This window comes from Nocardia sp. NPDC003482, assembly GCF_053588115.1.
The window spans coordinates 168,351-191,441 of the sequence record NZ_JBSFPI010000016.1; the positions used below are offsets into that span (position 1 = coordinate 168,351).

At 67.4% G+C, this 23,091-nt stretch carries 22 protein-coding genes and 1 pseudogene; 5 read left to right on the plus strand and 18 right to left on the minus strand.

What is annotated here, in order from left to right:
* Positions 1-56 precede the first annotated feature (56 nt).
* Positions 57-1,610: an MFS transporter gene (locus ACWDSJ_RS24870; RefSeq protein WP_450034603.1), complete on the plus strand. Its 1,554-nt coding sequence runs from the start codon at positions 57-59 to the stop codon at positions 1,608-1,610.
* Positions 1,611-1,711: 101 nt separating this feature from the next.
* Here the strand turns inward: ACWDSJ_RS24870 and ACWDSJ_RS24875 are convergent, their stop codons facing one another.
* The gene (locus ACWDSJ_RS24875) at positions 1,712-2,716 is read right to left on the minus strand and encodes an NAD(P)-dependent alcohol dehydrogenase (RefSeq protein WP_450034605.1); all 1,005 of its coding nucleotides are present in this window, start codon (positions 2,714-2,716) and stop codon (positions 1,712-1,714) included.
* Between the two features lie 125 nt (positions 2,717-2,841).
* On the opposite strand from ACWDSJ_RS24875, the gene ACWDSJ_RS24880 reads away from it, so the two are divergent.
* Entirely contained in the window at positions 2,842-3,411 is a 570-nt protein-coding gene (locus ACWDSJ_RS24880) for a TetR/AcrR family transcriptional regulator (protein ID WP_450034607.1), read from the plus strand.
* An 11-nt stretch (positions 3,412-3,422) separates the two neighbouring features.
* Here the strand turns inward: ACWDSJ_RS24880 and ACWDSJ_RS24885 are convergent, their stop codons facing one another.
* A complete protein-coding gene (locus ACWDSJ_RS24885; protein ID WP_450034608.1) occupies positions 3,423-4,643 on the minus strand; it encodes a TrmH family RNA methyltransferase in 1,221 nt (406 codons plus the stop codon).
* 66 nt (positions 4,644-4,709) lie between these two features.
* Positions 4,710-4,973 (minus strand): 3-keto-5-aminohexanoate cleavage protein, encoded by a 264-nt coding sequence (locus ACWDSJ_RS24890; protein ID WP_450034609.1) that lies wholly within the window; start codon positions 4,971-4,973, stop codon positions 4,710-4,712.
* Between the two features lie 143 nt (positions 4,974-5,116).
* On the opposite strand from ACWDSJ_RS24890, the gene ACWDSJ_RS24895 reads away from it, so the two are divergent.
* A complete protein-coding gene (locus ACWDSJ_RS24895) occupies positions 5,117-5,635 on the plus strand; it encodes a KR domain-containing protein (protein WP_450034610.1) in 519 nt (172 codons plus the stop codon).
* 455 nt (positions 5,636-6,090) lie between these two features.
* Here the strand turns inward: ACWDSJ_RS24895 and ACWDSJ_RS24900 are convergent, their stop codons facing one another.
* Positions 6,091-6,648 carry a hypothetical protein gene (locus tag ACWDSJ_RS24900; RefSeq protein WP_450034611.1) on the minus strand — a complete coding sequence of 186 codons (558 nt, stop codon included), beginning with the start codon at positions 6,646-6,648 and terminating at the stop codon, positions 6,091-6,093.
* Positions 6,649-6,987: 339 nt separating this feature from the next.
* On the opposite strand from ACWDSJ_RS24900, the gene ACWDSJ_RS24905 reads away from it, so the two are divergent.
* Complete coding sequence (locus ACWDSJ_RS24905) at positions 6,988-7,320, plus strand: hypothetical protein (protein WP_450034612.1); 333 nt, start codon at positions 6,988-6,990, stop codon at positions 7,318-7,320.
* 203 nt (positions 7,321-7,523) lie between these two features.
* Here ACWDSJ_RS24905 and ACWDSJ_RS24910 read toward each other — a convergent pair whose 3' ends face one another.
* Together ACWDSJ_RS24910 and ACWDSJ_RS24915 are read right to left on the minus strand one after the other, a co-directional pair.
* Positions 7,524-8,036: a hypothetical protein gene (locus ACWDSJ_RS24910; protein ID WP_450034613.1), complete on the minus strand. Its 513-nt coding sequence runs from the start codon at positions 8,034-8,036 to the stop codon at positions 7,524-7,526.
* A gap of 1,189 nt (positions 8,037-9,225) precedes the next feature.
* A complete protein-coding gene (locus ACWDSJ_RS24915) occupies positions 9,226-10,095 on the minus strand; it encodes a hypothetical protein (protein WP_450034614.1) in 870 nt (289 codons plus the stop codon).
* A 103-nt stretch (positions 10,096-10,198) separates the two neighbouring features.
* Between ACWDSJ_RS24915 and ACWDSJ_RS24920 the strand changes: the two genes are divergently transcribed.
* On the plus strand, positions 10,199-11,263 hold the full coding sequence (locus ACWDSJ_RS24920; RefSeq protein WP_450034615.1) for a hypothetical protein: 1,065 nt from the start codon (positions 10,199-10,201) through the stop codon (positions 11,261-11,263).
* Positions 11,264-11,642: 379 nt separating this feature from the next.
* On the opposite strand, the gene ACWDSJ_RS24925 is transcribed toward ACWDSJ_RS24920, so the two are convergent.
* The 12 genes and pseudogenes from ACWDSJ_RS24925 to ACWDSJ_RS24980 form a co-directional block, all read right to left on the minus strand.
* Entirely contained in the window at positions 11,643-12,182 is a 540-nt protein-coding gene (locus ACWDSJ_RS24925) for an IS3 family transposase (protein ID WP_450034644.1), read from the minus strand.
* On the minus strand, positions 12,130-12,531 hold the full coding sequence (locus tag ACWDSJ_RS24930; RefSeq protein ID WP_450034617.1) for an IS3 family transposase: 402 nt from the start codon (positions 12,529-12,531) through the stop codon (positions 12,130-12,132). Before ACWDSJ_RS24930 ends, ACWDSJ_RS24925 begins: the two co-directional genes overlap by 53 nt.
* A 2-nt stretch (positions 12,532-12,533) precedes the next feature.
* Positions 12,534-12,839, minus strand: a complete 306-nt coding sequence (locus ACWDSJ_RS24935; RefSeq protein ID WP_450034619.1) for a transposase — start codon at positions 12,837-12,839, stop codon at positions 12,534-12,536.
* 205 nt (positions 12,840-13,044) lie between these two features.
* Positions 13,045-14,571, minus strand: a pseudogene (locus ACWDSJ_RS24940) (ISL3 family transposase); the annotation flags it as partial.
* A 503-nt stretch (positions 14,572-15,074) separates the two neighbouring features.
* Positions 15,075-16,328, minus strand: a complete 1,254-nt coding sequence (gene cmr1 / locus ACWDSJ_RS24945; protein ID WP_450034620.1) for a type III-B CRISPR module RAMP protein Cmr1 — start codon at positions 16,326-16,328, stop codon at positions 15,075-15,077.
* Positions 16,325-17,734, minus strand: coding sequence for a hypothetical protein (locus tag ACWDSJ_RS24950; RefSeq protein ID WP_450034622.1), 1,410 nt, complete (start codon positions 17,732-17,734; stop codon positions 16,325-16,327). The genes cmr1 and ACWDSJ_RS24950 overlap by 4 nt, the downstream gene beginning before the upstream one ends.
* Positions 17,731-18,696, minus strand: coding sequence for a hypothetical protein (locus ACWDSJ_RS24955; protein WP_450034623.1), 966 nt, complete (start codon positions 18,694-18,696; stop codon positions 17,731-17,733). Before ACWDSJ_RS24955 ends, ACWDSJ_RS24950 begins: the two co-directional genes overlap by 4 nt.
* Positions 18,693-19,601, minus strand: a complete 909-nt coding sequence (gene cmr6, locus ACWDSJ_RS24960) for a type III-B CRISPR module RAMP protein Cmr6 (protein ID WP_450034625.1) — start codon at positions 19,599-19,601, stop codon at positions 18,693-18,695. Before cmr6 ends, ACWDSJ_RS24955 begins: the two co-directional genes overlap by 4 nt.
* Complete coding sequence (locus ACWDSJ_RS24965; protein ID WP_450034627.1) at positions 19,598-20,041, minus strand: type III-B CRISPR module-associated protein Cmr5; 444 nt, start codon at positions 20,039-20,041, stop codon at positions 19,598-19,600. The genes cmr6 and ACWDSJ_RS24965 overlap by 4 nt, the downstream gene beginning before the upstream one ends.
* Positions 20,028-21,038, minus strand: coding sequence for a type III-B CRISPR module RAMP protein Cmr4 (gene cmr4 / locus ACWDSJ_RS24970; protein ID WP_450034629.1), 1,011 nt, complete (start codon positions 21,036-21,038; stop codon positions 20,028-20,030). The genes ACWDSJ_RS24965 and cmr4 overlap by 14 nt, the downstream gene beginning before the upstream one ends.
* The gene (locus ACWDSJ_RS24975; protein WP_450034631.1) at positions 21,020-22,114 is read right to left on the minus strand and encodes a type III-B CRISPR module-associated Cmr3 family protein; all 1,095 of its coding nucleotides are present in this window, start codon (positions 22,112-22,114) and stop codon (positions 21,020-21,022) included. Before ACWDSJ_RS24975 ends, cmr4 begins: the two co-directional genes overlap by 19 nt.
* Positions 22,115-22,117: 3 nt before the next feature.
* Complete coding sequence (locus ACWDSJ_RS24980; protein ID WP_450034633.1) at positions 22,118-23,041, minus strand: Cas10/Cmr2 second palm domain-containing protein; 924 nt, start codon at positions 23,039-23,041, stop codon at positions 22,118-22,120.
* Positions 23,042-23,091: the final 50 nt, after the last annotated feature.

Here is a 23,091-nt window from a genome sequence, read left to right on the forward strand (position 1 = left end):
ACAGCGGATATCTGAAGTATTGAAACTATCAGATATTAGTAATAGTGTCTGGCCTCATGACGATGAACGACCGAACTCTCGGTTCCACCCCGGTGGGCCTGCCCGCGGCCCGCCGTTTCGGTGTCCTCACGGCGTTGTGCCTGGCGGTGCTGGTCGTCGGGCTCGACACCACGGTTCTGAACGTGGCCCTGCCGAAATTGGCGGTCGACCTACGCGCCTCCACCGAGCAGCTGCAATGGGTGGCCAACTCCTACAACCTGGTGCTGGCGGCGCTGTTGCTGCCCGCGGGTCTTCTCGGAGATCGCTTCGGCCGCAAGAAGATTCTCGCGGCGGCGCTGACCCTGTTCGGCGCGGGATCGGTGCTGTGCGCGCTGGCCGGTTCGGCCGATCGACTGATCGCGGCGCGGGCCTTCCTGGGAGTCGGTGCGGCGCTGCTGGTTCCGGTGGTCATGTCGCTGATCGCGGTGCTGTTCCCCGGCGAGGCCGAACGCAAGCGGGCCATCAACTTCTTCGTCGTGGCCAACAGCATCGGGTTGCCGCTCGGCCCGATCGTGGGTGGGCTGCTGCTCGATCACTTCTCCTGGGCGTCGATCTTCTGGATCAACGTGCCCGTCGCGGTGCTCGCCGTGGGCGCGGTCCTCGCGCTGATCCCCGAATCGCGCAGCGCCGTGCCGCCGTCGATCGACTATGTCGGCATCGTGTTGTCCTCGGCGGCGTTGACCAGCCTGGTCTACGGCGTGACCCGCGCGGGCGAACGGGGCTGGGGCGAGGGCTGGGCGCTGGTCTGTCTCGCGGCGGCGGCGGTACTGCTGATCCTGTTCGCGCTGTTCGAGCGGCGGCTGAATCGGCTGGGCGCCCCGACCCCGTTGGTGGACGCGCGATTGCTGCGATCCACGTCGTTCGTATGGGGCACGGTGCTGATCACCGTGACCATGTTCGCGATGTTCGGGCTGCTGTTCACCATGCCGCAGTTCTTCCAGGCCGTGCAGGGATCGGACGCGCTGGCGACCGGGCTGAAACTGCTGCCGTTCATCGCCGGAATGGTGCTCGGCTCGAAATGCGCCACCCCGCTGGACACCGCGGCCGGGACCCGGGTCACCGTCGCGGTGGGATTCGCGATCACGGCCGCCGGACTGGCGTTGGGCACGATGACCGGGGTCGATTCGGGCTACGCCTTCGTCGCGGTCTGGTTCGCATTGGCCGGTGCGGGTGCGGGTTTCGCGATGCCGGCGGCGATGAACGCGGCGCTGGGTGAGCTCGATCCCGATCGCGCGGGCGCCGGGTCGTCGTTGATCCAGGCGATGCGGCAGATCGGCGGCACGGTCGGCATCGCCTTGCTGGGCACCGTCCTCAATGCCGCCTATCGCGGCGGCGTCGACACCACCGGACTTCCCGCCGAGGTCGCGGCGGCGGTGGAAAGCAATGCCGCACAAGGACTTTCGATCGCGCATCGTTTGAACTCCGCGCCGCTGTCGCACGCGGTGACCGCCGCGTTCGTCGACAGCCTCGCGACCATGCTGTGGCTGTGCACGGCGATCGCCGCCGTGGGTGCCGGACTGGCTGTGCTGTTGCTGCCGCGCCGCGCGCCCCACGGCCCGGATCGCCCGTGATCGCCGCGGCCTCCGAGGTGATCGACATCGAGAAAGGGGCGGCCACGGCCGTGCGAACCGGCGGACAGCCCGGGACCCATGACGGTTGGACCTCGGCGTGGTCACCCTTCAGAGTGTCCGGCGGGGTGCAGAACGATGACGGTCTTCCCGCGGGCGTGCCCGGTGTGCAGGTCCCGATGTGCGGTGCGGATGTCGTCGAGCGGATAGGTAGCGGCGACGACAGGGCGTAGTGCGCCGGTGTCGATGTATCCGGCGAGTGCGGCCAGGTCGGCGCGGCGAGGGCGGGCCGCCATCAGCCGGATCCGCGGGCCCGGAGTGAACAGCGACACCGCGGCGGCCCCGAGGGCGGTGGGGACCAGGGACAGCATCCGGCCGTGGCTGACCAGCAGGCGGCGATAGACGCCCAGCCGGGTGCCGTGGCAGTCGAGAACGCTGTCGAAGGGGCCGCGCAGCGGGGCCGGATCGGAATAGTCGACGGTCGCCGTGGCGCCCAGGGCGCGGCACAGGTCGTGGTTGGCGGTGCTGGCCACCGCCGTGACCCGGGCACCCATCGCGGTGGCGAGTTGCGTGGCGGTACTGCCGACGCCGCCGCTGGCCCCGACGATGAGGACCCGATGCCCGGGACGCACGCGCAGTCGGTCGCGCAGGGCGCACAGGGCCGCGACGCCGACGCTGGGGAGGGCCGCCGCGTCGGTGAGGGTGAGACCGGCGGGGACCGGGGACACGATGTCGGCGTCGACGGCCAGGTAGTCCGCGAGGCTGCCGACGCGTCCGGTGGGATCGGACACGAACCCCCAGACCCGCTGTCCCACAAGGATATCGGTGACCTCGCCACCGAGGGCGGTCACCTCACCGGCGAAGTCCAGTCCGGTGCGTTTGGGAAAGCGCCAGCGGGACAGCGGCTTCAGATTCCCGGCACGGATTTTGATGTCGGCGGGATTGACCGAGGCGGCGTGCACGCGCACCAGCACCTGACGCGAACCGGGCGCCGGCACCGGGACCCGCCGGATTCGGAGCACCTCCGGCCCGCCGTAGCGGTCGTACTCCACCGCTCGCATCGTCGCGGTCGCGGTGGTGTTCTCGGATGGCGTTGTCGGGGTGACCATGTGGCAGGTCCTCGTTTCGTGGCACGCTGTGATGTCGGGGTCGTGCCACATATCGTCAGGGCCGGTGAGTCGGCGGGCCAGTGACAAGATCGGTGTTCTGTCTCGGTGGAGACAAGGAGTCGAAAGTGTCTGTGCCACATGAGAACCTGCGCGTGCGCCGCACGCGCGTACTCCTGCGCGAGGCCTTGGTCGAGCTGGTGGAACAGCGGGGATTCGACCGTGTGACCGTCGGTAGGATCTGCGAACACGCGATGGTCAGCCGGGCCGCGTTCTACCGGCACTACCGCGACAAGTACGAACTCGTGGAGCAGATCTTCGACGAGGCCGCGGCGGCGCTCACCGAGGGCCTCGACCAAGGGCTGGATCCCGTGGTGCGACTCCGGCGATTCTTCGACCATGTCGGCGACTACGCTCGCCTGTACCGCGCGCTGCTCGAAGCCAAGGGCAGCCCCTGGTTCGCCGAACGAATCCGCACAACCCTCACCGACATGACCGGCACCCACCTACGCGCATCACCTCCGAGCGACGACCTGGTGGCCACCCTGCTCGGCGGCATGCTCACCGACACGATCACCTGGTGGCTCCGCCACGACCGCCCCCTCAGCACCCACGAACTCGCCGACCGCTACGCCCACCTGGCCACCGCCCTGACCGCCCGCGCCTTCCCGACACCGACACCGTGCCAGTCCCTCTGACCTGACCCCGCTCACTCGTCGACCGATCGAGCGACCTGAATCGCGTTGTGTTGCACGCGATGTAGCAGGTCGCGGAGCTGTTCGCGTTCGGCGACCGTGAAACCGGCGTACAGTCCGTCCTCGACGCGCTCCTGAATCGCCCACAGCGCGGCGAGGGCACGTTCGCCTTCGGCCGTGATCGTGATCGTGTCCCCGTCCACCGCGAGCAGACCACGCGCGCGAACCGGGATCAGCAGCTCCTCCAGTTCGGCGCCGCCGACCCCGATATCGCGGCGCAATTGCGCGAACGACGCACTGTTCTCGCAGGCCAGGATCATCAGCAGCACCGCCTGGTCGCTGGTCAGATCCCCCGCCTGACGCAGATGCGCGTCGAATGCCTCACGGACGAGACCGGCGGCAGCGCCCACGTTGCGGCCGAGGGTATCCCGGATCCGATCGGTCAGCATGCTCATGATCATCCTCATCCGCAGTTCGTAAATACCGATACCGGTCGCCACTCCGACATTGAGCGATTCCACGGCGCCGGCCATCGGAATCTGCACCACGAGATCGGCCTGCGCCTGGGTCTCCGCGCTGACCCCGTCGGTCTCGTTGCCCACGACCAGGGCCACCCTCGGGCCGCGAATCGGCGCCATGGCCTGCAGGTGCGCACCGCGCGGACTGGTCACCACGACCTGAAAACCGGCCTCCCGCAAGGCGTTCAGCGCGCTGTGGGGGTCGTCGAAGCGACGCACCCGGCACGCGAGGACCGCCCCGCGGGCCGCGCCCAGCACTCGCCGCGACGACAGATCGGTTTCCGTGTCGGTCAGCACCACATCCCGCACACCCAGCGCCCGAGCGGTACGCACGATCGTCCCCAGATTCCCCGGATCACCGACCCGCTCGCAGACGACCGCGAAATCGCCGTAGGGCGCATCGGTGGTTACCTCGTCGGGCAGGTGCGCCACAGCCACCCAGTCGACCGGCTTGGCGCCGCCGACGACTTTCCGCAGCAGGCCATCCCGCACGAGATGGACTGTCACCCCGGCGAGTTCGAGTTCCGTATTCGATTCCGGGTCCCGCGCGCTCGCCGAACACAGCACGTAATCCACCCGCGCCCCCGCCGCCCGGACCTGCCGGATCAACCCGAGTCCCTCGATGAGGCAACGCCCCTCGGCGACCCGACCGGCACGAGTCGCCAGCGACCGCGCGACCACGATCCGCGGATCCTTGATCGAGTCGATGAACTCCACGGAAGACCACACTATCGGCACGCTCCCGCCCGACCACGACGGGCGAAACACAGAGTCATCGGCGCGTCACGGGGATTTCCGGTCCTCCGATTTCTCTGCGGTCACGACACTTTCGACAAGATCGGCGTGGCCGCGGGCGAGCTCACCGCCACATAGGTACGAGGTGTCCTCGAGGCCGATACGAGCCCGGTTCCCATTGGCTCTCTCGTAATCCATTGCGGCCCAACGGCTCTCGTCGATTCCGTGGAGCAGGATCGGGACATGGGCATCGCCGATGATCCGGTGCATCCTGGCCGCGTAGTCCCGCAACGCCGTCGAACTGCTCCTCACCGCCAACAGCAGCTACGACCAGGCGCGAGCGATGCTCGGACAGTTGAGCACCCGGGAATGCCGAATTCCAGTGGAGACGACCCGGAACGAGACCCATCTCGCGCGGTGCGCGAGATGGGCGTCCCGCTCGATCACTTCGTGCTGTGGTCCTCGATCAGCGGCCTGCTCGGCGGCTTCCCACAATCGCCTACGCCGCCGCCAACGCTACCCGCCAAGCGCTCGCGCACGACCGCCGCCGCCGAGGCGAACCGGCGCTGTGTGCCGACTGGGGTTCGATGTCCGGCGGCGGCATGGCCGAGGCCGACGCCGATACGATCCGGTACCTCGACGCGGTGGGATTGCGGCCCATTCCTATGGACACCAGCGGCGGATACCTCGCCGAATGCCTTTGCCTGGACATCGCGCACGCCACGATCGCCGACATCGACTGGGCCAAGGTAATGGTCACAGTCCTCGCGGTAGCCCGCTCGTCCCGCTTCGCCGACTTCGCCACCGGTTCGAACTCCCACCATGTCACCGGTGTACTTCCCGCGCGAGGGCGGCTCGCACACACAACACGGGGATCTGCCATCCATGACACCGATTCGTGCGCGAGGGGGGATTCTTGCCCGAATCGGGTCGTACGGGTGACACGTGGAGGGGGTAGATCGTGTTTATCGTGAACTCTACCAAAGGGTTTGGGGAATCTGTGAATTGGTGCGACTACAGCCATGCGTCGGGCGACGGTGGCGGGCTTGAACCGGCGGACCTCACGCATCCAGCCGACATAGCGTTCGATCTCGGGGCGGTTCATCGCGAGCGGGTGGGCTTGGTGCTCGATACACCAGGCGAAGTGCAGGCGCAGGTCCGAGGTGCAGTGGACGCGGGAGGTTCCGGAGAACCGGGCGAGGTAGGCCGCTGAGGCCAGCCGCAACACGAGGTCGTCACCGGCCAAGGCGACGTCGATGTCCGCTGAAGTACTCATGCACCACGATGCGCCCGCAGGCCCGGTCACTGGAACCGGTCCACGGCCGCGGGACCGTCCGGGTCGCGGCATGAGCGGATGTTGGTATCGTAATCACCGTCGTAGCGGTGCTGATCGCTGACGCCGCTTCATCGAAGGGGTAGTAAACAAGCCCTACACGCTGTTGATGAGCCTAAAGTGTTGCGGCGGAAGAACATTGAGTTCCGATGCCAGCGCGCTAGTCAAATCATGGATCGCCGCTTCCGCTGCCGCGAACAGTTCGCGATTCTGGCCGCCTTGCCGTGAGTAGCTGTTCAAGGCGAGACTTGCCTGCTCGAAAGCGGGCCCCGCTCCAGTCATGCCGAGCAGTTCGAGTCGGGCCTTGGCGATCTCGATTCGGGCGTGCCGAGAGGCTGCTTGCTTCTCCCAGAGGCTGCGCGCTTCGCGAGTTTCGTCGGTCCGATGCTTTCGATCACGTTGCCCGGCGGCTTTACGCTGCCGAATATTGAACAGTCCTTCCCGCATCGCCTCCACGGCTTCGACGGCCGCCGCCAGCCTTTCAGCCCGGCGCTCCTTCCGTCGTTCGTTGCCCAACTGGCGTGTTACGTTCCGCCATGCAATCCATGCTGCTAACAGGGCAATAGCGGCTGCGAAGATCGTCGCGAGAGGCTGCGACCACCAGTATGGATTCGCGCATCCCGCGGACAGTGCGATGACTGTGCCGTGCCGCATTCGAAACCCCCTGTTTGCCTTCGACTTCGGGCCAAGCGTCGTGATGTACAAACCTACCGGATTGATGGATACTGCGTCGTCCTATACGAGGCCGGAAGCGGGCATGCCGAGCTTGCTGTAGTTCTGGCATGGGCATCAGAGCTGTGGGTAATTCGCCCGGTCGCCGAGCTGCCTTGAGCCTGGCGGCGGCTCCGAACCGCTCGATAAGCGGCATGACAGGAGATCGAAGGTCTCGACCAGTGTGGGTGTGTCGACGCCACTCAGCCCATCGCTGGACGAGACGATGACAGCACGAGCCGAGAGGAGCCATCATGCGCCGAGAGACAGACGGGTTGTGAAGTGAACGCCATCGAGGAGGCGAGGCTGTGGGAGCTTGCGGAAATCGGTTGGGAAGCCGCGCGACAACACTGGGCAGCAAAGGGATCATCGAGCCTTGCGCCCTGGTCAGAACTCATAGGGGATACAAAGAATGCCGAATTCGTTCGCGTCCAGGCCATCGTCACCGCCGCTAACAAACAGGCCGCCAGCCGTATCGAGCCTGAACATCTGCAAAATGCGCGTCAGGCAGTTGCCCATGCATCCACAGCGACCGCTCCTGATGAGCAACAAGCAGCCATCATCGAAGCCCTGCGCTCGCTGGTCGCGGCTTTGGGCGGGCTCGAAACCTTCTAGCCTCTACACCATCCGGCCCGGCAACGCACGGTACTCGGCATGGGGGTGCGTTGGGAAGCCGTACCAGACAGGCACTGTGGTCGATTGACCAACGGCCGCCACGCGGGCATGAGCGGATGTCCGTAACGGCTCGGTCGTGCTGGTCTTCGATGGACGCCGTCCCACATCATCATGACTACGTGAGGCGTGTCTGTCGAAATCGCTTATTGTTCACCCAGCAGCGCGGCGTCCTTCTTTCTTACACCAACAGTCTGGCCAAAGAAGAATCCGAGGATGAGCAGGTAAGCGTTGCTTAGTACGTCAGGAGTTGATGTGTGGCTGTACATGCCACCGATAAGCGCGAGTGTCATCAGTGTGAGGAGGATCCCTCCGATGATCACCGCAGCTGGCTCACGCTCAAGTAATGATGTCCGCAACTTGAACCGGCGCTCGGCGACCTGGATGTCGAATATCTTGGCTTCATGAGCGTCGGTGTACGAGTGGAATTGATCCACTACCTGCGCGTACTTGGATTCGAGTTCGGCGATCTTGGAGAGCAGGTTTTCTCGTTCTGTCGGGTCCTTGACCTGAGTCTCAACGGCATCCCTGATCTGTGTCATCTGCTGCTGTGCGGGCACTTGAACCACTCGCTCGGCGATGCTCCTTCTGATGTTCTCGAAGTAATCGAGGGCGTCGGCGACCGTATTTACCTCTCCGGACACGCTGACAAATTGCATGCTCGCTTCTGGGGTGAAGTGTCGCGAGGAGGTTGAGCTTGTTTAGCAGCAGTGCCTCAAGATCTTCGACAGAGTCGGTCGCCAAATCCTCGGGATTTATGTCCAATTGGCGCATCCACCGCCGAGCGATAGCTATCGCCTGTGGCGATACCCCCTTGTCATGGCCCCGCTTGGGATCGCTGGGAAAATCCACGGGTAGGTCCTTTTAAGTTCGGCAAGGCGGCAGGCCCTTCTGCGATCGTTACGGTTGACCTGCTCGCACCAGGACACACTTGAGCATCGACCCAGGAGCCGTGGATGTGACATCAACAGTGACGCCACCCGCAGCCGCAGCTTAGACATTGTGCGCATAAGCACGTCGCGGCGGTCGGCGATTTGCTTGCTCCTGAAGACTGGCAGCGAGCGCTGGTCACGGTGTGGGTGACACCGTGACCACCCCCCGTACCTGAAACTATTTCACGCTGAACCACCAGCGCTCAGAAAGGTCCGCGTCTTCAACCTTCACTTCCCAGACGTATATCCCCGACTTAAACGGGATGCCCGGCGGAACATTTGCAGCGGCGGACGCTCGGTTCCTCTCGCTGTCCGCGTGTGGGGCGGACGCCGATGCCCGGTGACACGTGGCCAGTCGTAACCGTGTGAAAGGGGACGTCGAGCGCGGCGAGACTCCCGCCTTGAGTTCTTGGATGGCTGATCGTTGATGGCTCCGACGTTCACACTAGTTGCTGACCCGAAGCACGCTCGTCGGCACGAGCGGATGCCGTGCGGGCGCAGCCCGGATGAGCGCTGCTATTGATCGGTAGGGGGTGTGGTCAAGCAGGAGTGCGCATCTCTATCCAAGCCCGAGTCATCCAATAGCGAAGCTATGGGACTGCGTTGTCGGCAAGCTCAATCTCACCGGCACGCCAGATCCGCACTAGCATCGAATGCCATCATCGTGACTCCGACAAGCCCGACCTCATCGCGCTTGGATGCCACGGCCGATCGGCACAGCGGGCAGAAATCACGCTGGATCTGAGGGTAAATGTGGAATCAGATCGGCTCTCAGCCGGGGCCAGTCCATCGGAACCCGTCCGCAAGGAAAGGCATCCCCGACATGACCAGCACGCCCAAAGCCGTTGGCCGTGCCGCACGAGCACAGTTCCCTGTCAAGAGCTTCTGCTCAGGGAAACTGATGGCGCACATCTGGTCATTGCTCCGGCGCTGGCGATAGCACGATGTCACCCGACGCGAGTGGATCTACAACGCCGTCCCGAACGAACTGCTCGCACCGAACCATCCTTCTGCTCAGCTCCATCGATTTCATAGGCGCTGATGAATTGCCCACCCACTCGGTGACATCGAGTCGGCTGGTGATGGCGTCAGTGATATTCAGGTGATTCCGGACCCGCTGCGCATCCCAGTCAGCCGGGGCTTCCAGTTTCAAGATCGGTGTCGGCGCAGACTCGTCGACCGGGATCAACCTGTGCGGTTCTGCGATTATGGCTCCAATGGACCGTAGCGGGTGCCGGTAACCGATCCGGACGTTCTCGATGTGCGGGGCGAGCGCGTGGCCCTGCCGGTGGCGGTCGATCCGGGCGAGTTCCTCAAGCCACCACAACACGTTCGAGCGATGGTCCGGTTGGGCGTTGAACGGCTGGACATGCCGCAGCACCTCGAAGGTCTTGTCGGACAACGCTTTCATCCGCCCGCGGTGGTTGGGATCGTCATATTTTGCGGCGTCCGTGAACACCGGAAAATAGATGCTGCGCTCGGCAGGTGGAGGATTCTGTCCGCTGTCTCGTACGGCGAGATAGTACACGATACCGTCTAGGGCGGCGCGCAGTTCGTACAGCCACTCCCCGAACAGAGCGCTGAGCCGAACCTGCATCGGGATCACCGTTTCGACCACGAAGATCCACGACGTGTCCGTATCTCCCCGAACGACGTTGATCCGCCGCGGATGGTCGGCCATGTGTCTGGCCCACTCGGACCCGATCTCGGCCCTGATCTCCCCTGCGCGCCGCACACGTTCACGACATACTTCGACAGCCCACTGTCCTTCAACGATCTTCGACATGTCTGCAAACGGTACGCGTCGCCGCTGCGCAACGCTCCGAACAATATTTCAAATAGTTTTGCAGGTCGGATCCGCTGTCGGTGGCCCCTCCTATACTGCTTCGGTGCATGATGCTGACCGGATTCTGACCCTCACCCGCCGTGCGCTCGACGAATTCGAGGACACCTCGATGAGTGTTGGCGCGCTGGTTCGTCGCGCGCATCGCATCGCGGTTCAGCGCCATGACGTCAGCGCGCAGGTCTTCTTCGTGGCTCAACTCGGTGAATTCGCCGAAAAGGGCAGACCACGTGAAGACCTCGGCGCGCTGCGGAACACGATGATCGCGCAGCTCGGGTCGGATGCCGCAGCGGCGGAGTTCGGGAGGCAGATCGAGCGGTACTTTGCGTCTCGCCGCAACAACGAGGGAAACGTCGTCGGTCTGTCAGTCGACAGTATCGAAGCACGACTGGAGATGATCAAGACGTCGTATGCCAGCTACGACAGGGTGCCTCGGAACCTGACGCAGATCGACACCTACTTTGTAGCCAGGGATTACGACGCGGCGCAAGCCAAGCTGATCGCTCCGCTGGACGAGATGAAGACCATTCTGTCTCGGATCCGCCAGAGCGTGCACGACTACCTCGTGGTCGCCGAAGACGAACTCATGGTCGGCCAGACCCAATCCGGCTTCTTCGATCAGGTTCAGGCCCACACCAACCAACTGCTCACGAAATACGCGCCGGAGGCGTCCAAGAACTTCGTCGCGGCACAGGACCGGTTCGCAGACGGCAACAGCGAGGCCATCTCACACGCGATGACCTCCTGCCGACGCATGATCAAATCCCTGGCCGACAGTCTGTACCCGGCCACCGACAAGGCCGTCACCGGACTCGACGGTATTGACCGCAGGATGTCCGACGACGCCTACCGCAACCGGTTGCTGCAGTACGTGCGCGAGAAGGTCGGCAAACACAAGAACGGCGCAGTTCTGCAGGCGATCATCGCCGAACTCGGCACCCGGCTCAACGCCCTGGACGCGCTGTCCAGCAAGGGAGTTCACGCGGATCCCTCGATCGATGAAGCAAGGACATGCATCGCGCAGACCTACATGCTCGCAGCCGACCTGCTGTCCATCGCCGAAGGTACGTCCTACCACCTGAACACGCCCACCGCGCCAGCATCCGGCTAGCCCACGTCGGACCAGGTATCCGCCACCGACCTCGGCAGCTTTGAGCGATGCCGAGGGCGCGGGTATCGGGTCGGCCGTTCGTCGCGCGGCACACGCACTGCGCACCGAATTATCACCAGAGTGCGTATTTCAGCGAGCAATGGCCGCAGCGTCAGGCAATTCCATCAGCATGTGTTCGTCCGCCCCGTCGGTGCTCCCGACACAGTGCACTGGTTCCACCCGTGGCTGGATGGACCGGGGGCGATGAATCCACGTTGGCAAGACTGTACGAACGGCTCGCCACACACTTCACACGGAACTCCTAGTCCTCCAGTCATTTCCCAACACACACTGCCGCTTGAGGTTCCCCTGAGGTTCCCCCGCTAATCCGGAGAGCGGGTTATCTGGTTCCCGTAGGAACCTGGTGATGGTAGCTGGCTTCGTATTCGTCGGGAGATCTCCAGCCGAGCTTCTTCTGGATCCGCTGGGTGTTGTACCAGCCGTCGATGTAGGCGAACAGGGCGTTTTCGGCTTCTTCCCTTGTGCGCCAACTGTTCCGATACACCAGCTCGGTCTTGAGGGTGGAGAAGAAATTCTCCATGAGGGCGTTGTCGTAGCTGTCGCCGACCGACCCCATGGACTGAGATATCCCGTTGTCGGCCAACCGATTCGCGAACCGGATAGCGGTGTAGGTCGAGCCGCGGTCGGAGTGATGGACCAGGTGCCCGTCTCGGACGTCGCGGGTCCACACTGCGTACTCGAGAGCGCCGAGTACCAGCTCGGTGTCGCACCGGTCCGAGCACTTCCAGCCCACGATCCGGTTCGAGAAGGCGTCGCGGACTGCGGCCAGCCAGAACACTCCCTCACCGCAGACGATGCGGGTGGCGTCAGCCACCCACAAGCGATCCGGCTCGCCGGCGGTGAAGTCCCGGTTGACCAGGTCCGGCGCCGGAGTGGCACGCGGATCCTTTCCGAGTCGAGCCCAGCCGCCACTTCTTACGCAGAAACGCGCCCTGCAACCCGGCACCCCGCATCAGCCGCTCGACTCGTTTGCGGCCCACCGAGATCCCGCGCCGGCGCAGCATCGCATGCACCCGCGGTGACCCGTAGGTTCCGCCGGAGCTGGTATAGATGTCGACGATCTCGGCCAGCAGTTCCTGATCGGCCAGCCGCCGCGCAGACGGCGCCTGCGCCTGCCGCAACCAGCCGTAATACGTCGAGGACGCGATGCCCAGAACCCGTAATACGAGCTCGACCGGGTGCTGGGGGTGTTCGCTGACGAACGCCACGATCACCGCCGGGTCTGGCCGAGCTCCGAGGCGAAATACGCACTCGCATCACGCAATACGGCGTTGACTCGCTCGAGCTCGGCGACTCGCTTCTTCAAGGCCCGGTTCTCGGCCAGCATGTCGGTCGTCGGTTTGTCATCGCGCTCGCCGGCATCTGCCTCTGCTTGGCGGATCCACAGCCGCAACGCCTCGTGATGCACCCCGAGCCGGGCGGCCAGCTTCCGGATCGTCGGCTTCGGGTCCGACTCCCGATACAACCGCACGGCCCGCGCCTTCAGCTCGTCCGGGTACTTCTTCGGTGCTGCCACGAATGACTCCTTCCGGTCCTATCGGACCACAGTCAGAGCCCTCCGAGAAAGCGGGGGAACCTCAGGAACCCCCGGATGCCATGCAAGCTCCCTCGGCCAACTTCGGAAGCCGCTGGCTGGACTGCAGCGCATACATCGGAGCACAGCCTGGGGTCTGTCCAGATATCGGCTCTGTCCCACTTTCGATGGTAGCGGCTGCTGCTCTATCCAGCAGGATTCGGTGGCGGAGTAGCGGAAAGCCTGCGCGGCCGGACGTTTGGCGTTTGATCAGCTTCGCTTTCGTGTTCACGCCCTCGATCGGGCCGGCACTGCAGGGCATGGTCGGACCGGCGACAGCGGCGTCGTGGTCCTGCTCGAGCCCGGTCAGAAAAGGTTCGAGCTCGATGAGCCCCGCCTCGCGGACCTGCTTGATCCAGCAGTCCAGCTCGGCACCGCGCCGTTCGCTCATGAGCTGGGCGAACTCGCGCACCGCCCGGGCGAGGGCGGTCATTTCCGGGCACGCGGCCACCAGTTCGTCGAGGTGGGCGCGGCGGTCGTCGGACAACGCGACTGGGCGAGTCAACAGCCAGCGGGTCACCCGCCGCGGTGAGGGCATGATCCGGTCGCCGGCAGGCGACCTTGGTTGACGTACTTGTAGAGCAGATTCAGTCCTCCGGCATAGCCGAGAGCTGTGATCTCGTCGAACAACTGCAGCACCGGGACGCCGGGCTCAGCGGCGCGGCGGGCCCGCAAATGGTCGCGATACGGGTCGACCAAGCACGCCCGGTACTGCGGCGGGCGGCGCAGCCGCTCCGGTTCGCGAACACGCGCGTAACGTTTCACCGTGTTGAGTGAAAGTCCCAGTCGCCGTGAGCAATCCAGCAACCCTACCCCCTGATTCAGCAGATTGTGAACGGCGTGCCACCGCTCGAGCGTGGTCTTCTCGCGGGTCAAGGTCTGTCGCCTCGGCCCGGCCTCGGCCCAGCAGGAGCTGTGTGCAGCCACCGCCTTTTGCGCGACTTCGGCCAGGCCGTGCCACAGATGCCACCGATCAGATACCTGCTGCGCGGCGGGCAGCGCGCGCCGGACGGCTTCGGCATAGGTAGTGGAGCCGTCACGCACGACGATCCCGACGCCGGGACGCGCACGCAGCCAGGCGGTAAGGGTGTCGGATTTGCGGTCGGGCAGCACGTCGATGCGGTCGTGAGTGGCCGCATCGATCAGGACGCTGGCATACCGGTGTCGGCGCCGCAGCGCGAAATCATCGACACCCAGCACTGCCGGCACCGATCGCGGTGGCAGCGGGATGCTCAGCAGGGCGCGGATGGCCGTCTGCCGGGACAGCCGGACCGCCAGCGCCGAGAGTAGTCGGACGCTGGCCCGGCCGGCGAGTTCGCGAACCACCGACCGCACCTGGCAGGTCAATCGGGCAGTGCGACGCTGGTAGCGTTCCAGGACACCGGCTACCTGCTCTCGAAACGTGCTGCGACAGCCCGTGGTTGGGCAGACCAGACGACGCACCCGCACAGTGACAATCACCGCCCGCCCGCCCGCCCAGCGGCACGTCGGTCACCGTCCGCCTGTGATACCCGTGCACTCGCGCGGACTCGGCACCGCAACCTGGACAAGCGGCCGCACCGTCGGGCGTTCGCGCCCGCACCACGACCTGCTCACCCTCGTCCACCACATCCTCCACCACCAGCGACGACAACCCTGAAAACACCACGGCGGCAGGCACATTCACCTCGCACACCGCAACATCGTGCCGTCACCCGCTGCATCACCACCGAATTTGGGACAGAGCCGTTCGATAGACAGACCCTTGGACAGAGCCGATATCTGGACAGACCAGGACAGAGCCGTTGGATGGATAGACACAGACCCTCGGCGAGACCGTGTCGGGCACCACCGAGGCCAAGTGGGAGGACGTACTGGCTGCCCACAGTTTCCATTCGCCTGTCGGCGAGACCGCGTCGATCGCCCTATTGCCATTTTGGTCTGTCCGATCTGCGGTGTCGTGCCGTGACTGCACAGACCTCCTTCGTTGGTCCTCCTTTCCGGTGCCGCAACCTCCGGAATTTCGTTACTTGTACTGGTGGGCGTCGTGCACAGACCGGAGTGGTTTCCGGGGTCCGCTCGCTGCCGTGCTGCGAGGGGCGGCACTGCTGTCGATGGTGGTGACGCCAAGGCCGCGGGTGGTGTAGCGGCCCAGCCCGGCGAGGGCGGCGAAGCCGAGCTGGCGGTGCGGGTCATAGGTCATGGGTAGTAGGTGGGGGGTATGCGGGGGGTTTGGGGTGTGCGGTCGGTGAGCCAGGCGTGGATGGCGGTGTCGGCCATGTCGTCGGTGACTTGGAGGGGGGTGTGGGGTTGGTGGGTGGCGGCGATGTGGGTTTGGCCGGGGAGGAGGCGGCTGCGGAAGGCGTGGGTGAAGACGATCCAGGTGTTAGGGGCGAGTTGGGTGGGGCGCAGCCAGATCGGTGAGGCGCGGCGCAGGGCACCGCCGTCGATGGTGACTGACGGTGTCCACGCGGGCTGGTCTTGGTATTTGGGGCGGTGGTAGCCGACGGGCATGCCGAGGGCGCCGCGGGGGAAGCGGGTGTCGGTGCCGGTGATGACGGCGCGCCATTCGGGGGTGGTGTTGTTTCGGATCTCGTTGTTTGGGGTTCGGTAGGTCAGGGCGCCGCACAGGATGAATTTGCGCCATTCCTGGCCCGCGCTGTCGAGGACGTCGGCGAGGGTTTTGCCGGTGATGGGCAGGACGCGCCCGTTCCACCAGGGCGCGGCGAGGACGGGGAATTCGGGGCGTTGTTCGGGCGGGGTGTGCGTGTCGGTGTTCCAGCCGAGTTCGGTGCAGGCTCTAGCACTGTCCGGGATCGGTTGGGCGATGAGTTTCTTCCATCCGTCGATGGTGTCGGGTCGGGTTTGCAGGTCGTCGGGCCACCAGATGTCGGGGAGGTCGGTGACCTTTTGGAGGCGCAGTTGGCCGAAGCCGCGGCGGGTGCGGGCGCCGAGGCCGCCGAAGGTGAGCCACGCCCACACGGTGTAGAGGAAGCGGGTGTTGATCGTGTCGTCGCGGCTGAACCGGATTTTGAGGTCGAAGGTCGCGCCGGGTGTGACGACGTCGCGGGTGAGCAGGTTTTTCGGGTGCCAGAGTCCTTGTCCGAGCAGGTACGCGGTCCCGGAGAACCCGTTGTCGGGGTCTTTCATCCAGTCGGGGTAGGTGTGGCGGCCGCCTTGTCCGGGCGGGTTGTCGATGCGCAGCGTGATCGCCGACGCCGTGGTGGTGCCGCGGCGGGTGCTGCCGAAGATCTGTTCTTCTTGCTCCCACAGCTCCTGCGGGTCGTGGATGCCGTGAGCGGCGGCGAGGGCACGGAACCAGAACCGCAGCTGACCGCGGATTGAGGGGACGCGGACCGGGGTGCCGGGGCGGCGGCCATCGGGGGGTAGAGGGTCGTCGCCGCTGAACAGCGGGGTGACGGTTCTCAGGCGGAGGGTGGTCCAGGTGCTCATGGTGGTGTTCCTCGGGTGCGGCGCTGGCGGGCGAGGGGGGCGGTGACGGGGCGGTCGTCCCACAGGATTTGCGCGCCGAGTCCGAAGCCGAGGGACCAGCCGGTCATGAGGAGCAGGGTCGCGGCGGGGGCGGCGGCGGTGGGTGCGCGCAGCGCTTTCGCGCAGGAGTCGGGTTTGTCGTCGACGCCGTCGATGGTGGGTGCTTTGGTGTCGAGCGGCAGCGGTTGATACGGGTTGTGGTTCCACCAGCCGGTGAGGCAGTCGCCGTGGTCGCCGAGGCGGGGCACGACCCAGCCGAGGGCGGCGGTGGACAGCACGAACGCGTACAGGGCGCCGATGAGGGCGATCCCGGCGCCGCGGTAGAGCATGGCGAGGCGGGACGCGCCGTGGCGGCGGGCGTCGAGGATCAGGTAGGCGGTGGCGGTGGCGAGCATCCCGGCTCCGGCCCACCAGGCGGTGTGGGTTACCCACCAGCTGGTGGTGAGGGTGAGCAGCAAACCCACCCCGACCGCCGCGGCGGCGGGGATCCGCAGCATCAGCAGCGCCTGGAAGCGCGGCGGCAGCGCCGCGGCCCCGAGCAGGCCCGCGATGATCTCCCCGGCGGCCAGGCAGCGCGCGATGTGACCGGACCCCGCCAGCACCGCCGCGACGACCGCGGCGGCGGCGAGGATCGCGACCGTGAACGCACCCGCGAGGAGCCGGGGGTGCCGGGGGGCGAGGGCGCGGGCGGCGTTCCAGGGTGAGCCGCGTTCGAGCCAGCGTTCGGCGGTGTCGTCGGCGACGCGGTAATGGTCGTCGCCGCCGCGCAGGATCAGCGGTGCGGGCGAGGCGGGCCAGGGCGGGGTGCCGGAGGTGGGTGGCCAGGTGTTGTGCAGCCACCACAGCTCGGGTTCGAGGTTGTCGCGGGTGCGGGCGTAGCGGGGCGCCAGCCACGGATCGTCCTCGGCGGCGTCGAGGTAGCTTTTCCATTCCTGTTGCGCGGCAGCGACTTTCGTCTCGGCGAGCAGTCGTTGCACCGAGGTCGCGGTGGACGCGCCGGGCAGGACGATGTCGTCGGGGTAGGGCTGTGGCGCGGTGGGCGGCCACCGGTGGGGCAGGCTGTAGACCGCGAAGATCAGGCGCGCGGCCCGTGATTGCCAGCGGTGGGGGAGGTGGGGGCGGCCGTGCAGGTCGAGCCAGACGGCGAACGCGAGCAGGGTCTCGGCCTTGGTGCGGCGGCCGCGGTTGTCCGCGACATACAGCACGCGGGGGTCGGTGAGGATGGTGGTGAGGACTTCGGGCAGCGGTGTGCTGGCGGGACCGGGCAGACTGATGAGCACGCCCGGCGCGGTGATCTGCTCGCAGACCATGGTTTCGGTGACGTAGCGGTCGAACACCGCCTCGACGTCGACGCCGCCACTGTTCACGGCGCGACTTCAGGGCGGGTGGCGGGCAGCACGGCGAGCATGACCCGCCCGAACGAGGTCAACCGCAGATCCCGGGTCAGGCACGACCCGATCAGGTTGCCCGGCTGGGGGGTATGGCCCTCGCGCAGGTCGTCACGCAGCCGGTACAGGTCCTCATACGGCCGCCCCGCCAGGTAGCGCACCGGGACCTCGATGCGTTGCCCGGCGCTGGTTTCGTGCAAGACCCACGCGCTGATGCTGGCGCGGGTTTGGACGTCGGGGTCTTCGAACACCGATCGGATCGCCTCGCCCATCGCCAGCAGCGCGGGCAGCAGCGCCTTGTAGCCGCCGGACAGGTGCAGCACCACCCGCCAGGTACCGGCGCCGGCGCCGATGCCGGGGCGGGCCGTCTCGCAGGCGATGTGCCCGATCGCGCCCAGCGCCGTCCACACCGACTCCGGCGGCACCGGCGCCTCCTCCAGATCCAGGCCCGGGATCCGGCACACGTGAATGTCGTTGGGCCGCAGCCGGATCGCGCGCGCGGTGAGGTCGGTCGGGTCGTCGAGGTAGTGGACCGGGCTCGCGGCGGCGGTCCCGGCGGCCAGCGCGGTCGCGGTGAGCAGACCCTGGTCGGTGTCGGTGGCGAGGAACAGGTAGGCGTCGCCGTCGTGCCCGCCAGCGGCCACGGCGTCGGTGCGGTCGGTGTGCAGGGACTGCCACTCCGAACACCACTTCGGCGTCTGGTGCACGCTGCGCAGCACCGGAATCGCCTCGCCCAGGATCGAATCGGTTCGCATCACCCTGGTCGCCGGGTCGGTGGCAGCACGCAGTTTCCCGCGCACCGGGTTGTGGGGGCCGTAGTCGCCGACCTTCAGGGCGTCGACGAGGGTGCGGCGATCGTCCGTGCTGAGGGGGATCTCGCGCTTTTTCAGCTGGTCGTTCAGTGAGATGCCGACCGGGATGAGGTGCAGGGCGTAGCTCATGTCAGGTCCTGGATTGTCGCCCGGCAGTAGCCGTAGCCGGCGCTGGTTTTCCCGCCGACGCCGCGATCGTCGACCGCGGCCTCGAGCCACCGCGCGGCAGCGTGCACGTCATCGGCGTCAGGCCCGGTGATCAGGGTGCGCAGGGTGGTTTTCTGCAACGCGAGGAACCGGACCGGGACCGGGTTGTGGTATTCGGCGGGGAACACCGTCCCGAAGACGTTGTCGTTGATCTTGTCGTAGTAGGGCTTCAGGTGCGGGGTCAGCACATCCACCACCAGCGACGGCGCGGTCACCGGCACCGCGTCCGACCACGTGACCGACCCCTGCCGCGCCGCCGCGAGGTCAGTGCCGCCGTTATCGGTGTCGGTGTCGCCGCTGTTGTTCTCGCCCGGGTTCTTCTCGTCGGTGGTGTTCTCGCCGAGGTCGTCGGTTTGGTGGTTGGTGTCGGTGGGGCGGGGGGTGCCGAACAGGCGTGCGAGGGTGGTGGGGTCGGTGTGGTCGCGGGCGTGGGCGGCGGTGAGTCCTTTCAGGGCGCTGGCGGGGATGATCGGCACGCCGTGTAGCCGTGACATGGTGAGGCTGACCTCGGCGGCGGTGTGTTCCCCGCGCCCGACCACCAGTCGCCAGCACGGGGTCAGCTCGACCGCCACCACTGCGGCGGGACGCGGCCGCGTCGCGCGGGCGGCGGCTGCGCGGCGCGCGTGCAGCGCGTCCAACCGCTGTGGGGGTACGCGGGCGCAGGCGTCGGCGACCGACCACAGATGCTGGAGTTGCAACTCCGAAGGCGGGTTGGCGCCGGTGAGGTCGGCGTGGACGAACCGGTCCAGCAGCAGCGCCGCGTTCACCGCCTCCTCCTGGTGGCCGTGGGTGCCGATGACCTTCGCGAGGGTGCCGTACGCCGTCACTCCCGCACCTCCGCCTCGCCCGCGGCCGCGGTCTCGGTGGTGGTGTGTTTGGGGGCTTGGGCGGTGGCCAGGCGGGCGAGCCAGGAGGCGAAGACGCGGGCGCGGGCTTCGGCGATGAGGTATTGGTGCCCGCTGGTGGCGGCGATGTCGTCGAGGGTGCGGTGCGGTGTGTCGGGGTCGGCGGGGATCGCGGCGTGGGTGGCGGCGTCGGTGAGCAACGCGGCCGCGACCCGCCGGTAGGCGGTGCCGTCTCGGGAGGTGGTGGAGTTGGCGCGGGCGAGCAGGTACGCGCCGGTCGCGGCGAGCCCGTTGCGCATGATCATCGGCGCCAGCCGTGAGCAGATACTGGCGACGGTGTCGGTGATCTCGAGCGGCGCCAGCGCGCGGGCGGCGTGCACGGCCACGAGCTGGTCGACGCGGCGCAGTTCACGCTCGGGCATCAGCCGCCTCCTTCCCCTCGGACTGGGCGTCGGGCTGGGCGTCGTCGGTGAGCGCGGTGTGCAGCGAGGCCGTGTCGTGGACTCGGCACCACAGCACGCCCTTGCCGATGGTCTCGTCGCCGCCCAGTTGCAGGGTGTGGCCGTCGAAGAAGTGGGTGAGGTGGGTGAGCAGGGTGTCGTCGGTGGCGGTGAGCAGCGCGGCGAGGATCGTTTCGGCGGGCAGGTGCTCGGCGTAGAAGGGGCCGTGGGCGACGGTTTTGGTGGCGGTGTTGAGTTGGATCCGCACCAGCAGCTCCGCTCCCAACCGGGTGAGGTCGGTGAAATCGGCGTCGGGAAGCACCAGCAGATCCGAGCGCATCTTCGCGCGGCTGTAGTCGAACACCGCGTCGGTCGGGTAGGCGAGCATGCCGAGGAACGCCCCGAGCCCGGCGAGGGCGTCGTTGCCGTGCACGCCGCCGGTGTAGGGGCCGATGACCTGGTTACCCTTCCACCGCGGGGGCCCGAGGACCCCCGCGACGCCGTGCAGCGGGGCCATCACCTCCGCCAGGTTCTGTTCGAGGAGCAGGGTTTTGCGTTGCAACCGGTGCAGCAGCAGCCTGCTGGTCGTCCACGCGAACCCCGACTCCAGCGTCGCCGCCGGGAACGCCACCAGCTGCGCGTCCCCGAACGCGACCCCACCCGGACTCAACTCACCCCCCTCGTCCTGCGGCCGTGTCCCCTCCCGCTCGGTGTTGTTCGTCCCGTCGCCAGCAGCACTGTCACCGGGGGCGGTGGCGGTCGGTGCGGTGGGGGTGGGGGGTCGGTCGCCGAACACGGCGGTTTCCCAGGGTTGGTCGCGGGCGGCGTCGCGCAGGGCGCCTTTGAGGCTCTGGCCCCAGATGACCGGGAGGCCGGTGGAGGTTTCGCGTTGGATCGGCAGGTCCAGGGCGCCTTCGGCGTTGGCGCCGCCGGCGTGGACCGGGGACTCCGCGGTCAGGATCAGCAATCGTCGGTACATGACCATCTTCCTGTGAAAAAGGTGCCGAAACCGGCATCGACCATCCGCAACCCCGCGGTCTGTCCCGGCAGCGGCCGCCACCGATGCGCGGCGACCCACGCGGTCGCGGTGTCGTCGCTGCCGAAGTCGAGATAGAACACGCTGCCCGCCGGCACCGCCCACGCCAGCCGCCGCGACCCCCAAAACCCGCCGCGCGTCGACGCGGTCGCCACCGGCAGCGGGCCCGCGGTCGCCACCGCCCGCAACCGCGCCCCCGCCGGTGCCCACAACACCCGCTCGAGCAGCGCAGGCGTGGCCAGATACACCGCCACCCGCCCCCCGGGATACGACGGCGGCGACACCGGCAACTCCGGAGCCCCCACCACCCGCACCACCGCGTGGCGGGTGCGGCCCCCGAACGGCACGATCTCCCGGCTCACCGACACCGCGGACGCGCCCACACACCCGACGACCAAATGAGTGCCGTCGACGGGGCGCAGGTGCGGGCCCGAATACAGCAGCCCCGGCGCGGCGGTGCCCGCGAACTCGCCCTCCGCGCGCAGGGTCAACCCGATCCGCGGTTCCACCGCCCACGGCGACGGCCGACGGTGGGCGCCCCACCACTGCGGATCCACCCAGTCGCCCGCGGCCAGCGGCGCGTCGTCGTGCAGCCACGCCGTCATCGCCTCGGCCGTGCAGAATCCGTCGACGGCGTCCCCGTCCCCGGCGAGCACACAATCGAGCTCCTGCGGCAGATCCCAGTTCTGCCCCTCGGCGCGGGCCCGCACCCGCAGCCGGGTGGTGTCGCCGTAGTCGTCGACGGCGAGATCGCGCGGGACCGGGAACACCGTGTCATCGGCCACCAGCAGCGGCCCGAACAAGCTCTCCCCGATCTCACCACCGACGGCCGCGCCGACCGCCCCGCCCACCGTGCTCGGCAACGGCGTCACCGTCGCCGCCACCGTCTCCACCCCGGCGTCCGCGCCGCGCCCGTCACGCACCCGCACCGTGTCCAGCGGCTCCACCGCCAACCACGCCCCCACCCCAGCGCGCGAGCCCGCGTCCGGTTCGGTGGTTGCCGGTTCGGTGTCGGTCATCGCTCAGCTCGCCTTCTGCGCCAGAAACCGCGCCAACACCACCGCGGGCACCGGCGCGAACCACGCCCGCTCTCCCGCGGTGTCGGGGTGGTGGCGTTCGTGGCGTGCCAGGGTCAGCAGCGCTTCGGCGTGGGCGGGGTCGCCGCCGCGGCGGCCGATCAACCGCTCCAGTTCCGCCCGCAACACCGGCGCCAGCGTCGCGTGGGCGGCGAGTTCCTCGAGTTCGGTGCGGTCACGTTCGAGCTGCGCGGCCAGCCCCGCCGACAGCACCGCAGCGTCGGGCCGCAACATCGACCACTGGGCCACCGGATCCACCGACCACGGCTGCACACTGCGCACCCGCACACCCCCACCCAGCAACCCCACCACCGCGACCGCGTCCCGATTCGCCGAAACCCCGTGCCCCCGCGCGGTTTTCGCCTCCTCCAACGCCTCCCGAGCATGAGTGAGCACCGCCTGCATACCCATTCCGACCGGCGCGAACACCACCGCCGACGACGCCGTCACCGGCGCCCCCCGCTCATCACGCAACCCACTGGCACCCACATGCCGGGTGGTCAGGTCCCGCAACTGCCGCGCCAACTCCAGAGCGCGCTGGGGCGGGCAGAACGCCAGCACATCGTCACCGCCGGTGTAGATCGCCACCCCCGGCACCGCGTCCCGCTCGATCGCCGCGCGATGCGCCCCCGCCAACCCGACCAGCATGCGCGATGCCTCCGCCTGCCCGTCGGCGTCCAAGTTCCCCAGCGCCCGCCCCAGCCGGTCCAGGTCCTGCATCACCACCGCGAACCACGGCGACGGCGCCGCGATCCCCACACCCGCGGCGAGATTCGCGATCTCCCGGGCCGCTCTCGCGCCGTCGGTGACCGCGGCCGCGGTCACCGACGGCCCGGTGTGGCGGCGCCGGCCCCCCGGGGGGCCCACCACCCCAGGCACCCCCCCCCCCCACAAAAGACGCCACCGCCCCACGGGAGAGC

What these genes read in the sequence shown, in the direction of transcription:
- ACWDSJ_RS24965 (WP_450034627.1), bottom strand. Translation starts at nt 20,041, where the DNA reads ATGCCCGAGCGTGAACTGCGCCGCGTCGACCAGCTCGTGGCCGTGCAC.
- ACWDSJ_RS24955 (WP_450034623.1), bottom strand. Translation starts at nt 18,696, where the DNA reads ATGAGCTACGCCCTGCACCTCATCCCGGTCGGCATCTCACTGAACGAC.
- cmr4 (WP_450034629.1), bottom strand. Translation starts at nt 21,038, where the DNA reads ATGTACCGACGATTGCTGATCCTGACCGCGGAGTCCCCGGTCCACGCC.
- ACWDSJ_RS24975 (WP_450034631.1), bottom strand. Translation starts at nt 22,114, where the DNA reads ATGACCGACACCGAACCGGCAACCACCGAACCGGACGCGGGCTCGCGC.
- ACWDSJ_RS24910 (WP_450034613.1), bottom strand. Translation starts at nt 8,036, where the DNA reads ATGCAATTTGTCAGCGTGTCCGGAGAGGTAAATACGGTCGCCGACGCC.
- cmr1 (WP_450034620.1), bottom strand. Translation starts at nt 16,328, where the DNA reads ATGAGCACCTGGACCACCCTCCGCCTGAGAACCGTCACCCCGCTGTTC.
- ACWDSJ_RS24870 (WP_450034603.1), top strand. Translation starts at nt 57, where the DNA reads ATGACGATGAACGACCGAACTCTCGGTTCCACCCCGGTGGGCCTGCCC.
- ACWDSJ_RS24875 (WP_450034605.1), bottom strand. Translation starts at nt 2,716, where the DNA reads ATGGTCACCCCGACAACGCCATCCGAGAACACCACCGCGACCGCGACG.
- ACWDSJ_RS24900 (WP_450034611.1), bottom strand. Translation starts at nt 6,648, where the DNA reads ATGCGGCACGGCACAGTCATCGCACTGTCCGCGGGATGCGCGAATCCA.
- ACWDSJ_RS24915 (WP_450034614.1), bottom strand. Translation starts at nt 10,095, where the DNA reads ATGTCGAAGATCGTTGAAGGACAGTGGGCTGTCGAAGTATGTCGTGAA.